This is a genomic window from Microcoleus sp. Z1_B2, assembly GCF_036700325.1.
GTDB lineage: Bacteria > Cyanobacteriota > Cyanobacteriia > Cyanobacteriales > Microcoleaceae > Microcoleus.
Genome location: NZ_JAUBOQ010000019.1, coordinates 116,809 through 129,815, shown reverse-complemented (window position 1 = coordinate 129,815; position 13,007 = coordinate 116,809). Strand labels below are relative to the sequence as shown.

Below are 13,007 nucleotides of genomic sequence, written 5' to 3'. Positions count from 1 at the left end.
GTCCCGCCCGTCCAAAAAGGACGGGCGGGACGCCCATCCCACAATAACAATTAAAATTGTAAGTTATTTAATTCGCGCTCCTAATTGGGTACAAATAAACAGAACGTTGACAGAGGACGCCTGCGTGAAAGGGTCTACTCGCTCTCACTATAAATCCTAACTAAATCCGACCCTACTTTTACAAGATAGTATGATTTTTGGCGATTGCTAGCTAAATACAATATTTCCTAACGGTTATCTTAGTCGATCGCCCAAACACTTCTATCCGCCATAATTGCCCGCTGCAAATTAACATCTGTCAAATCAGCGCTCTCTTTGTTACAGCATTTTTCGTAAAAAAACCCGGTTTCTTCGATCGAGAGTGCGTCCTGGAATGTACGGAAAATATGCGGTTTAGCAGCGAAGAATTAACGAAAAAACCCTGTTTCACGTTTGCAGTGCCAATGCCCCTGTCCCACTTCCGCCCAAATTCACACAAAAACGATCGACCTGCAGGCTCGGAAGCTTGTTAAACTTTTGGTCATGCCACGCTATTGGTGAGAAATCGACGGCTAGCCACAATCGTCTGCTAACGCCCCCGCAGTGCTGGGCTGCGCGGCCTGCACTGCACACTGCACGTAGGTGAGATTAGCTGCAATCAACTTTCGGGATGCCGCTGCTAAAGTCGCGGCCGCCAATGTAGTTGTTCGTTTTAAACTAATTAAACTAATTATTTAAAGGAGTTGCACGTCAATGACACAATTGTGCTTATAAGAAATATCTGGCTCGGTGCCCTCTCAAACCAGGGTTTTTCGCTAGTCTGGTGCTATTTGTGAGTTAGTTAAGCCCATAGCAGCTAGGATCGAGCTAACTCACGGTTAAACTAAAGCTCGTCATGCGGCGTTGCCTCTCAAAACCCGGATTGAGTCTTATGGCGCATTACCGCTCCTCTGTATGTTTGTTCACCTGCATTGCCTGTCTGGGCGTTGCGTTCAGTCCAAGTGCCGACGGAGGGCAACAGGTACTCAATGCCTCTGCGCGTGCTGTTTCCCAAGAAATTGCTCAGGCGAACTCTCCCCCGGACGATCGCCAGAATTCCAAGCCTCTAAAACCGTCTCCAGCGCCCGATAAAAGCAAATCTCAGCCGTCAAAAACGTCCAAATCTAATTCTAAGATCCCGAAATCGGTATCCAATTTGCTCGTCATTTTGTCTCGTCAGCGGGGGTTCTTAATGTTGGGTTTGGCAGCAGTTGTCGTCACGGCAGCGGCAGTATTTATCATGCTCAAATTAGTTAGCAGTGACGAGTCAAATTATCCTAAGCGAAGACGGGGAAGATTTGAGCGCCACAACCCAAAAAACTCTCCATTCACTAATCCCGATTCTCCTACAAACTCGCACCAAATTAGGCCACAAGAGACTTCTTCTGGGGGACAATCGCTGTCAGCCTTGCCCTACCCTTTTGGTTTGCCAAAAAGCCACAGTATTGAGAGCAGCGCTCAACCTTTTATCATGGAATCCCGGCAACCAGAACCCGATGATGCAGCCGTCGAGGGCGATCGAATTAATTCCGACACCTCGCCCTTGGAAACTCACAGCAACGGATACAGCAACACAGGTTTCAACATTCCCGAAACAACTAATCAAACCGATTCCCTAGCGAAGAAGAAAAATATTACCCTTCCCGAAACGGATCGTAGACCTCAAGTTGATATTATTGAAGCACTGATTGAAGATTTGCAGCAGCTAAATCCGGCAAAGAGATGCAAAGCAATTTGGGAACTAGGTCAGCGGGGAGATTCCAGAGCAGTTGAGCCGTTGCTCGATTTGCTAGCAAATTCCGACTCCAAGCAGTACAGTTTAATTTTGGCAAGTCTCTCGGAAATTGGCATTCGCACGCTCAAACCCATGAATAATGCGTGGTCAATCTCGCTGCAAAATGAAAATCCCGAAGTGCGTAAAAATGCAATTCGCGACTTGACGCGGATTTACGAATTGGTGAATCAAATCAGTTACTTGTTGCACCGTGCGACGGACGATCCAGATCCAGAAGTTCAGGAAACTGCTCGCTGGGCAATCAATCAGTTAAACCGCCTCCGTCCGCGTTCTGGGATGGATTAATAAATGTAGCAATTTTTAAATAATTTGAAAATAGAGATTTGAGATGGGAGAATTTATAATTTAGATTATGTTAGAATTAGTGACGGCTGACTAAGCTGTGGAGCATTTAAACCAGTAACGAGGCTAGTAAGGTGCGTCATTCGCGAACCCTTACGCAGAAACGGAAAACCTTAGATGCTGACGCACCTTACGCAAGCCCTTTAAATGCCGAACAGCTTAATGACTACTGATATCATGTCCGATCGATCGCCCACAATACATAGGTCGGGGCGGGTTTGTGAGATTGTCAGTTTTTGGCAAATATTATTGGTGAACCCGCCCCTACTGGAATCAGGATAATCGACCGGACATGATATGACTAATGACTAATAACTAATGACTAATAACTAATGACTAATAACACTTTAAAACTATTGTTTCTGTCAACTTCTGTCGGTCAACTCGGTTCGGGGTTGGGCGGCGGAGTCGAACTTACAGTCCTTAACCTAGCTAAAGAATTGCAGAGTCGGGGTCATAAAATAGGAGTTGTAGCGCCGATAGGTTCAGTCTTAGAATCAATTTCTGTAATCGAAATAACGGGTGAGTTGCAAGTAACCGCCCAAACACAAGATTACCATGCTCCTATTGTGATGCCCGCGGACTCGGTGCTGGCGAATATGTGGGAATATGCTCGCCAAGTTCAGGATGAATGGGATGTCATTGTTAATTTTGCCTACGATTGGCTGCCGTTTTATTTGACACCATTTTTTAGGACTCCGATCGCACATTTGATCAGCATGGGATCCCTTTCTGCAGCCCTCGATCGCATTGCCGAACAAACCGCCGCCCAGTTTCCTGGTACGATCGGAGTTCACACCGCTTCTCAAGCCAAAACATTCACCTTTGCCGAGGAATGTCAGTTGTTGGGAAGCGGCATTGATTTATCGCTGTACCAATTTTGCAACAAATCCCAGTCTAAATTAGCTTGGCTAGGCCGCATCGCCCCGGAAAAAGGCTTAGAAGATGCAGTAGCAGCAGCGAAAATTACAGGCATTCCCCTGAAAATTATGGGCAAAATGCAAGATGAGGATTATTGGCAAAAAATTTGTGCAAATTACCCGGATGCTCCGGTAGAATATTTAGGGTTTTTGACAACAACCCAAATGCAAGAGCAAACCCGTCAGTGCCAAGCATTGTTGATGACACCACGTTGGGTGGAAGCTTTCGGAAATGTCGCGATCGAGGCTTTAGCGTGCGGTGTACCCGTGATTGCTTACGAGCGCGGGGGGCCGGCGGAAATTGTTAGAGACGGACTGACGGGCTTTTTAGTGCAGCCTGATAGCGTAAATGGCTTGGTAGGTGCGATCGCCCGTTTAGACAAAATTGACCGCAGCGCTTGCCGGCGACAAGCAGAGGTAGAATATTCTTTAGCAGCTTTGGGCGATCGTTGCGAACACTGGTTCAAATCTATTCTCAAATTGAGTTAAATAAACTCTTAATTGACCACAAAAAAGAAAACAGAAAAAAACTATGGCAACCGAACGTTTAGTGCTTTTATCCAGTAGAGAAATCGAAAAAATGCGCCAAGCCGGCCGTTTAGCGGCCGAACTTCTGCTGCATCTCGAACCGATGGTAAAACCGGGTGTCAGCACTTTAGAAATTAACGACGAAGCCGAACGCTGGACTTTGGCACACGGAGCAAAAAGCGCTCCCCTAGGCTATAAAGGATTTCCCAAATCTCTGTGTGCAAGCGTCAATGAAGTAGTCTGTCACGGCATCCCCAATGCGAAACAAATTCTTAAAGAAGGTGACATTATTAATATTGATGTAACCCCTTTAGTTGATGGTTATCATGGCGATACTTCCAAAACTTTTTTTGTCGGTAAACCTTCACCGGTAGCGAAAAAATTAGTTGAAGTAACCGAGGAATGTTTAAGAAGAGGAATTGCCGAAGTCAAACCGGGTGCTCGTACCGGCGACATCGGTGCAGCGATTCAAGAATATGCTGAAGCACAGGGTTTTTCGGTAGTGCGAAATTTTGCGGGGCACGGGATTCACCGAGTCTTTCACACGGAACCGGAAATTCTGCACTATGGCAAGCGAGGCACGGGAAAAAAGCTCAGACAAGGCATGGTTTTTACGATCGAGCCGATGATTAATGAGGGTACTTGGGAAGTGGAAATTCTCGCCGATGGTTGGACATCTATCACCAAGGATGGAAAGCTTTCAGCTCAATTTGAACACACTCTGGCTGTTACTGATTCTGGGGTGGAAATTCTAACTTTACCTTAGCAATCATTCACAAAAAATCTGAAAAACTCACTCCTAAATCAATAATTAACCCTATCCCGTAGGGGCGGGTTCACAGAAAATTTCCGCATGAAACAGACAATCTCGAAAACCCGCCCCACCCAACGAAATATGTAAATGTGGGTAAGGTTGATGTCGATAGTCCCTGGGTTTGGGGCGGGTTTTGGAGATGGTTTGTTTTAATAGTTGATGGTTGGTAAAACCCGCCCCTACAGAATTACCGTTAATTCACAAAACACGATATAACTAATAACTAATAACTAATAACAAATGACTGACATAAAATTTCTGCAACCAGGAGATTTGCTCAAAGTAATTGCCCCTAGTGGCACTTTGCGAGAATCAACCAACTTTGAAAAGGGTGTAGAAATTTGGAAATCTCGCGGCTATCGAATTGAATTAACACCGGGTTTTGACGATCGCTGGGGCTATTTGGCAGGTTCCGACGAAAACCGCGTCCGACAGCTAGCAGATGCCCTCAATGACCCGGATTGTCGCGGTATTCTCTGTGTTCGAGGTGGTTTCGGCAGCACTCGACTTTTGGAAAAAGGAAATGTGGGAAAGGCGGAAAATTCCCAATTTCCAACTCCCGATTCCCATTCGCCGAAATGGTTAATCGGCTTTTCAGATATTACTGCTTTGCTGTGGAATCACGACAAATTGGGGATTTGGGGCGTTCACGGCCCGATGCTGACAACTTTGGCGGATGAACCGGATTGGTCTGTCGATCGACTTTTTGACTGCATCGAAGGTCGTCCCTTACAATCTTTGCAAGGTAAAGGATGGGGCAGCGGACAAGCCACGGGGCCGCTGTTTCCGGCGAATCTGACGGTGGCTTCTCACTTGCTCGGAACCCCGTATCAACCGGATTTGACGGGGGTTATTCTCGCATTTGAGGATGTTTCCGAGGCTCCTTACAGGGTCGATCGAATGTTGACTTTGTGGCGGATGGCGGGGGCTTTCACTGGGGTGCGGGGCATTGCTTTGGGACGCTTCAGCCGCTGCGAGATTGAGCCGAGTATTCCCAGTTTTAGCATTGAAGAGGTTTTGCGCGATCGGCTGGGGGACTTGAATATTCCGATTGTCTCGGATTTGCCTTTCGGGCACGAGGGAGTTAACGCTGCTTTACCGATGGGAATTATGGCGAGTCTCGACGCTGAATCGGGATTGCTGATTTGTGGCGATCGATCGCAACTTTAGATTAGGGCTCAACGTCTATAACTTTAACATGAGATTTTGCACCCGCTAAATATTCCCGTTAGGTGAGGTTGACACGGTTGGCAGAAATTACATTTAAAATGGATTGTGTATGCAAATGTCTGCGCCAAGAAAGCAAAAAAAATTTTAAATTTTCCAGAGGTTGATATGAAAGCACACAACTTGTTAAACAGTATTGCTGCCGCATTCCTAGTTACAGGATTGGCACTTACGAGCATTTCGTCTAGTGCTGTTGGCGAACAGATACGGAATAACGATCGCGTTGCCGGAGTAATTCGCCGCACTTCCCCGATTTACCGTTTTCGGAATATGTGGGTTCCGGGTTCTCCAACGGAAGAATTGCGCGGCCAAGAATACACATTCAGCGCCAGGGAAGGCGACAACATTGAAGTGTTTTTAGATACAGATAGAAGCCGCGGTTTTACTCCCGTCATGGTGCTATTTTACGGGAACAACAAACAAGTCGCTTTTACGCAAGACCGTTCTTTTAATTATCAAATTCCCCGTAGTGGCGATTACAAACTGTTAGTGTTAGCAAAAGATGCTGCCAGGGGCGGTAACTACACGCTGGAAGTTGCGGGAATTGATGGGGGCGACAGACGATCTCGCAATTCGCGGGACGATTGGTACACGAGGCGAGATGACGATCGATATGACGGTCAATATGACAGATCACAGCTTCTGGAAGATGATTTTGGCTTGCGGTCTGTTGATTGTCGCGAGAGACGTTCTATGGTGAGAGTAAGGTTTGACGAGGGTAATCAAGATTCAACTTACTGCGCTGTCCCGAATAGAAGGTTTCCGGCGGGAGATTATTACTACAATTCGCGGACTAGAAATTTAGATTCGGCGAGGCGGAATGATAGTAGATTCGATGCGAGCCCAGATCAATGTCGGGTAGTTGTGGGCGGAGTGTGCGTGACGAGATAGTTTCGATTTAATTAACCGTAGGGTGCGTCGCCCAGTAAAATCTACTATTAAGCTTGAAAATGGAGCAGCGACGCACCATATAAGATGAGTCTCTACAGATTTAACGATCGACTAAGCTACATCTTTGAGAGCCGATCGCGAATTGTTCGGAGATTTTTTGATAACGCTCATGCTGCCGTCGGTTTCCAGCACGACTGCTTCGATTTCTTCGATCGACGCGCAGCCCGTCCCCCGAATCGCCGCCCGAATTTCCGATTCACCCACGCGCTGCTGCCGCATCGCCACAGGCAGAAATTGGCCTTGGCTGAGCAGCATAGTAGGTTCGGCTTTGATGAGATTTTTTACCCACTTTACCCGCACCGCAAGCCACGTGACGATGAATTGCAGCCCGATGAGTAAGCCGAGGGCGAAAACGCCCTCGACGAAGGAAACGTCTTTTGACATGATGACAGTCGCCAGCGTCGAACCGAGGGCGATGGTAACGATGAAATCGAAGGCATTCCACTTCGACAGAGTTCGCTTGCCGGAAACTAGCAGCAAAAAAATCAGCGCGGCGTAAGCGGAAACGCCGAGCGTCAAAATCCGAATTATTTCAAACCAATTGTCAAAAAACATATTTTTATTTCGCGGTTGTGATTTTCTGCGCTTTGCCGCTGCACCAGTGCTAGAGGCTTCGTCTGCTTGAGGTCGCGGTCGCGGATTCTGTTAGTTTGCATGGTCATTGTAGCAAAAGGGTGGATGTGAAAATTCCCTATTAGCAAGAGTTTCACCTATTAAGAATTCCTTGACCGTGCCAGAAGGTTGCTATCGAACTCAGCCACTTTCCTCATCTCCCTCCCCGCTGACAGATGAATTTTTTGTCAAAAAGGACGATCGCACAGTGGTAAGCTACCAAAGGCATTGAAATATCTAAGGTAGAGAAAAGTTAAAATGTCGGCATTAAATGAAGTTCCCTTGTTGTTGCGGGCAGCCCGTGGCGAAACCCTAGACCGCCCGCCTGTGTGGATGATGCGCCAAGCCGGCCGCTACATGAAGGCTTATCGAGATTTGCGAGAAAAGTATCCCTCGTTTCGCGAACGTTCCGAAATTCCCGAAGTGGCGATCGAAGTTTCCCTTCAGCCGTGGCGCGCGTTTCAACCCGACGGCGTAATTCTGTTTTCCGATATTGTCACCCCCATGCCCGGTTTGGGCATCGACATGGACATCGCCGAAGGTAAAGGCCCGATTATCCACTCACCCATCCGCACTCAGCAGCAAATCGACAACCTGCAACCGCTGAACCCGGAAGAAAGTTTGCCGTTTATCAAAACTATCCTGAAATCCCTGCGCGAAGAAGTCGGCAACAAATCCACCGTGCTCGGTTTTGTGGGCGCGCCGTGGACGCTGGCGGCCTATGCGGTTGAGGGCAAAGGTTCTAAGGATTATGCCGTCATCAAAAACATGGCATTTTCCGATCCAACTTTACTGCATCAGTTGCTGTCGAAATTTGCAGATGCGATCGCCGTTTACGTGCGCTATCAAATCGACTGCGGCGCGCAAGTCGTGCAAATGTTCGACTCCTGGGCCGGCCAACTCTCCCCGCAGGACTACGACACCTTCGCTCTACCTTACCAGAAACAAGTATTCGAGCAAGTCAAAAAAACCCATCCTGACACCCCGCTAATTCTGTTAGTCACCGGTAGCGCCGGCCTCCTCGAACGCATGACAACATCCGGCGCGGATATCATCAGCGTCGATTGGACGGTTGACATGGCCGACGCGCGCCGACGTTTGGGCCCGAATATGAACGTTCAGGGAAATCTCGATCCGGGCGTGTTGTTTGGTTCTCAAGCGTTTATTCGCGATCGAATTCTTGATACAATTCGCAAAGCCGGCCCGCGCGGACACATCCTCAACTTGGGACACGGTGTATTACCGGGTACTCCCGAAGACAACGTGCGTTTCTTCTTTGAAACGGCAAAACAAGCCGACAAATTGCTTGCAGTTGCTGCTTGAGTCCGACAATCCGACAGGGGTTGAAACCCCTGTCTCATAGCTAAAGTCCTCGCTATGAGGACTAAAGATTAATATTTCAGTCGGTTTTAACTGAGATATTGCAGCAATATCAATAAGAGGATTTTTCGTGGGGTCGGGCGGGTTTATAGAACCTATTTGCAAGCTTTAAAACTGTTGGCGAACCCGCCCCTACGGCTAATTGAGAATGGTGCAAGATATCGGTTTTAACTCACCGAAGAGCACCCTTGCCAATAAAACATCCCGTAGGGGCGGGTTCACCAATAGCTTTAAAGAGTGCAGACAGGTTAAATAAACCCGCCCCCAGCCACAAAAAAGCCCTTTATTAACAATGGTACTCTTCAGTCGGTTTCAACTCACATCTTGCACCCTTCTCAAGAACAGGCTTTTCGGCCTGTTCCACAAGAAAATTCACTCTTTGTGGAACAGGCCGAAAAGCCTGTTCCTAAACAAGTAATTGAGAATGGCGCAACATCTCAGTTTCAACCGACTTTTGCCCGACGCCAGGGGTTTCAACCCCTGGCGGATTGCAGGAGAATGAAACAGCCCTATTCTCCCCCTTGCCGTCCCCCCCTTCCCCTTCTGCAAAATGAACGCCAAAAAAATTTTCATAACGGGTGCAAGTGGCTGTATCGGTCACTACATGGCCGAAACTTTGATTCAAGAAACAAACCACGAACTTTACCTCTTAGTTCGCAACCCCGAAAAATTAAAATTTGACTGGAAAGCCCGCCCCGGCATCAATATCATACAAGGCGATATGCGAGATATCGAGCAACACGCCGAACTTTTGCAAACAATTAATGTAGCAATTTTAGCTGCCACTGCTTGGGGAGGAACTCAAGAAGTGTTTGACGTTAACGTAACGAAAACTCTCCAGCTAATTCAACTACTTTCGCCACAGACTTGCCAACAAGTAATTTATTTTTCAACGGCCAGCATTCTCGGTAGAGACAACAATTTGCTTAAAGAAGCCGGGGAACTGGGGACAGATTATATTAGCTCAAAATACAACTGCATGGTGCATTTGTCAGCCTTGACAAATGTGCCTCCGATTACGGCACTTTACCCGACATTAGTATTGGGAGGAGACGCCGAAAAACCAGTCTCTCACTTGTCATCTGGCCTGCCACTTGTCGCAAAATGGATTGGTTTGATTCGCTGGTTTAAGGCAGATGGCAGTTTTCACTTCATCCACGGCGCAGATATTGCTAAAGTAGTTAATTATTTAGTTGAACATCCGCCGGCTTCCGATGAACCGCGACATTTTGTGCTAGGAAATCCGGCGATTACAGCTAACGAAGTGGTAGAACAAGCTTGCGAGTATTTGAATAAAAAGATATTTTTTCGGATAACTCTGTCACCTTGGCTGGCCGATTTCTTTATTTGGCTGTTCCGAATTCAAGTGGCTGCTTGGGATAGATTTTGCATCAGCTACCGCCATTTTACCTATCAAAATCTTGTGAATCCCGAAACCATAGGAATGCCGAGTTACTGCGGCACAGTTGCTGATATGTTAAAAACTAGCGGGATTCCCGATAAAAATAAAAAGTAGTCCGTACACTCCGCACCAATAATCGGACGGGCTAGAAGCCCATCCCACAAGAAAGATTGTGGGATGGGCTTCTAGCCCGTCCCTAATTATTTTGGCGCTTCTCAAATCCCATCCCACAAAAAACAATTTGTGGGATGGGCTTCTAGCCCATCCCTAATTCTTTATGCTATTGAAGTCTACTGTTTCAATTTCTTTTTTGCCTTAGTCCCATGCTTTTTAAATGCGATTATCGTCAATTAAGGGTCAAATACGATAAGATATCAGCATTTGCACACTTTAACAGGGAACTGCAAGCTAAAAATTGCGCTCAATTTGTTTGTCTTAGGGGGTGTCACCCCTCGCCAGATATTCGATCGAGTGCAAGATCGTAATTTTAGCCTTAACATTAAGTCTTGAGAGTCGATCGAACTCTCAAACACGCCAGCCCGATCGCAAGTTGTTTACTGATGTCAGAAACCTCAGCCTAAAGGCGTGAGGCTTGAAAGAGAAATCTAACAGGCCATTCTGACCAGACTAAGCTTTAAATAGCTACGTTATTTAGGTCACGACACCCGCTTGATGCGAAGCTAGTCCCTTGCTCTGTCGCTAGTGGTTAAACAGTCTTAAGGTCACGCTCGACAGTGCTGCTAGCCGGCGCAAGCCTTTATAACTTTGTCGAAGCTAACTTTCAGAAATGGGAGTTTGGGGCAACCATTCCCCAAAAATCGGAGAGGTTGCATAAAATTCCCTCTCCGACCCCGAAAGGGGATTTAATTCAATGTAAAGCCGTCCTATAAGGACGGGGCTTCAGACCCAGTTTTTTGGTGAGGTTTAACATATAATGCGAGTTCTTTTAGTTTACCCGCTGTTTCCGAAAACATTTTGGTCTTACGAGAAAATCCTAGAATTAGTCGATCGTAAAGTGCTGCTGCCACCGCTGGGTTTGGTAACAGTAGCAGCTATTTTACCCCAAGAATGGGAATTTAAGTTAGTCGATCGCAATATCAGACAAATCACCGAAGCAGAATGGGAATGGGCAGAGCTCGTTATTCTCTCCGCAATGATTGTCCAAAAAGAAGATTTGCTAGACATCATTCGCGAAGCAAAACGGCGCGGTAAATCCGTAGCTTGCGGCGGCCCTTACCCCACCTCTGTACCCGAAGAACCTCAAGCAGCGGGCATAGATTACCTGATTCTCGACGAAGGCGAAATCACCTTGCCGATGTTCGTCGAAGCAATCGGGCGGGGCGAAAAAAGCGGAATTTATCGATCGGACGGCGTAAAACCCGATGTTACCACAACCCCAGTCCCCCGCTTCGACTTGCTGGAATTAGACGCCTACGATTCCATGTCGATTCAATTTTCCAGAGGCTGCCCTTTCCAGTGCGAATTCTGCGATATCATCGTCCTCTACGGCCGCAAACCTCGCACGAAAAACCCCCAACAATTGATAGCAGAATTAGACTATCTCTACAACTTGGGCTGGCGGCGCGGCGTGTTCATGGTAGACGACAACTTTATCGGCAACAAACGCAGCGTCAAACTGTTGCTAAAAGACTTAAAAGTCTGGCAAGAAGAACACAAATTTCCCTTTACTTTCAACACAGAAGCATCCATCGATTTAGCCCAAGATCAAGAATTGATGGACATGATGGTTGCTTGCAATTTCAATGCAGTGTTTTTAGGGATTGAAACTCCCGACGAAGAAAGCCTGCAAATGACGAAAAAATTCCAAAATACCCGCAATTCCCTGATCGAATCCGTAGAGTTAATTGCCAAATCCGGTTTGCGAGTAATGGCCGGATTTATCATCGGATTTGACGGCGAAAAACCCGGTGCCGGTCAGCGGATTGTCAAGTTTGCCGAAGCAGCAGCCATTCCTAGCACAACCTTTGGAATGCTGCAAGCTTTGCCGCACACTGCATTGTCCCACAGACTAGCAAAAGAAGGGCGGTTGCGCGACAAATCTGGCAACCTCAACCAGACTACCTTGATGAACTTCATTCCCACGCGGCCTCTCGAAGATATTGCCCGCGAATATGTCGAGGCATTCTGCGAAGTGTACGATGCTGAGAAATATTTAGACCGGACTTATCGCCATTTCTTAATGTTAGGTGCACCCACAGCAAAGATACCTGCAAGAGTTCCCAGTTGGATCGATTTGCGAGCACTGTTAACTGTGGTTTGGCGGCAGGGAGTCAAGCGCAAAACTCGGTGGAAGTTCTGGCATCATTTGTTCAGCATTCTCAAGCGCAATCCTGCTGTTTGGGATCACTATTTAACCGTATGTGCTCACAACGAGCATTTCCTCGAATACCGCCAGATTGTGCGGGATGAAATTGAAGCTCAATTGGCTGAGTTTTTGGCGTCGGAGTCTCAAACTGTATATCAAGAACCTGTTGCTGTTGAGGAAAAGCAAGTGCAAGCGGTTTAGGGTTCGAGAATTCTACCTAATAGCCAGATACCCGACTTCTTAAACAAGTCGGGTATCTGGCTATTCTCTTTTGTTATCTGGGCTTACTGATAAAATTTTTGCCTTCTTCATCACCACACCCGCTGAATTGGATAAGCATCAAAAGCCTCATCACGACTAATCAAAACCAGCGAATGATTCATCGTCTGTCCTACCAGAATGCGATCGAAGGGATCTCGATGATGCAGAGGAAGACCTGCGTAAATCTCAGTGTCTTCAAATGTAATTGGTAGAATTTGAGCGTTAATGTATTGCAATTCCTTCGGCAGGTCTTCAAATGGCCGATTCAGTTGAAGCTTACCGACATTGATTTTAATAGAGATTTCCCAAAGGCTGGCAATACTAAAATACAAACCTGTTTTAGTATCGATCGCTTCTTTTGCCTTACTACCTAGATTGGACTCGCCAAGCAAATACCACAGAAAGGCATGAGTATCTAAAAGGGAGTTCAT

11 protein-coding genes are annotated in these 13,007 nt (G+C 46.9%); 8 read left to right on the top strand and 3 right to left on the bottom strand.

Annotated elements, in window-relative coordinates:
- Positions 1 to 551: 551 nt before the first annotated feature.
- On the bottom strand, positions 552 to 677 hold the full coding sequence (locus QT984_RS13610) for a hypothetical protein (protein WP_333209394.1): 126 nt from the start codon (positions 675 to 677) through the stop codon (positions 552 to 554).
- A gap of 233 nt (positions 678 to 910) precedes the next feature.
- On the opposite strand from QT984_RS13610, the gene QT984_RS13605 reads away from it, so the two are divergent.
- The 5 genes from QT984_RS13605 (at position 911) to QT984_RS13585 (ending at position 6,535) form a co-directional block, all read left to right on the top strand.
- Positions 911 to 2,098, top strand: a complete 1,188-nt coding sequence (locus QT984_RS13605; protein ID WP_333231926.1) for a HEAT repeat domain-containing protein — start codon at positions 911 to 913, stop codon at positions 2,096 to 2,098.
- Between the two features lie 389 nt (positions 2,099 to 2,487).
- A complete protein-coding gene (locus QT984_RS13600; protein WP_333231928.1) occupies positions 2,488 to 3,564 on the top strand; it encodes a glycosyltransferase family 4 protein in 1,077 nt (358 codons plus the stop codon).
- A 43-nt stretch (positions 3,565 to 3,607) separates the two neighbouring features.
- A complete protein-coding gene (gene map / locus QT984_RS13595; protein ID WP_190659689.1) occupies positions 3,608 to 4,369 on the top strand; it encodes a type I methionyl aminopeptidase in 762 nt (253 codons plus the stop codon).
- 288 nt (positions 4,370 to 4,657) lie between these two features.
- A complete protein-coding gene (locus QT984_RS13590; protein WP_333058410.1) occupies positions 4,658 to 5,587 on the top strand; it encodes an LD-carboxypeptidase in 930 nt (309 codons plus the stop codon).
- A gap of 165 nt (positions 5,588 to 5,752) precedes the next feature.
- A complete protein-coding gene (locus tag QT984_RS13585) occupies positions 5,753 to 6,535 on the top strand; it encodes a hypothetical protein (protein ID WP_333341223.1) in 783 nt (260 codons plus the stop codon).
- Positions 6,536 to 6,646: 111 nt separating this feature from the next.
- Here QT984_RS13585 and QT984_RS13580 read toward each other — a convergent pair whose 3' ends face one another.
- On the bottom strand, positions 6,647 to 7,150 hold the full coding sequence (locus QT984_RS13580) for a YetF domain-containing protein (protein WP_333209400.1): 504 nt from the start codon (positions 7,148 to 7,150) through the stop codon (positions 6,647 to 6,649).
- A 315-nt stretch (positions 7,151 to 7,465) separates the two neighbouring features.
- On the opposite strand from QT984_RS13580, the gene hemE reads away from it, so the two are divergent.
- The 3 genes from hemE to QT984_RS13565 all read left to right on the top strand — a co-directional run bounded on the left by hemE (position 7,466) and on the right by QT984_RS13565 (position 12,516).
- The gene (hemE, locus tag QT984_RS13575; RefSeq protein ID WP_333231933.1) at positions 7,466 to 8,530 is read left to right on the top strand and encodes a uroporphyrinogen decarboxylase; all 1,065 of its coding nucleotides are present in this window, start codon (positions 7,466 to 7,468) and stop codon (positions 8,528 to 8,530) included.
- A 607-nt stretch (positions 8,531 to 9,137) separates the two neighbouring features.
- Positions 9,138 to 10,103, top strand: coding sequence for an NAD(P)-dependent oxidoreductase (locus QT984_RS13570; RefSeq protein ID WP_333058418.1), 966 nt, complete (start codon positions 9,138 to 9,140; stop codon positions 10,101 to 10,103).
- Positions 10,104 to 10,923: 820 nt separating this feature from the next.
- Positions 10,924 to 12,516: a B12-binding domain-containing radical SAM protein gene (locus QT984_RS13565; protein WP_333053968.1), complete on the top strand. Its 1,593-nt coding sequence runs from the start codon at positions 10,924 to 10,926 to the stop codon at positions 12,514 to 12,516.
- Positions 12,517 to 12,626: 110 nt separating this feature from the next.
- Here the strand turns inward: QT984_RS13565 and QT984_RS13560 are convergent, their stop codons facing one another.
- Positions 12,627 to 13,007: a type II toxin-antitoxin system VapC family toxin gene (locus QT984_RS13560; RefSeq protein WP_333053969.1), complete on the bottom strand. Its 381-nt coding sequence runs from the start codon at positions 13,005 to 13,007 to the stop codon at positions 12,627 to 12,629.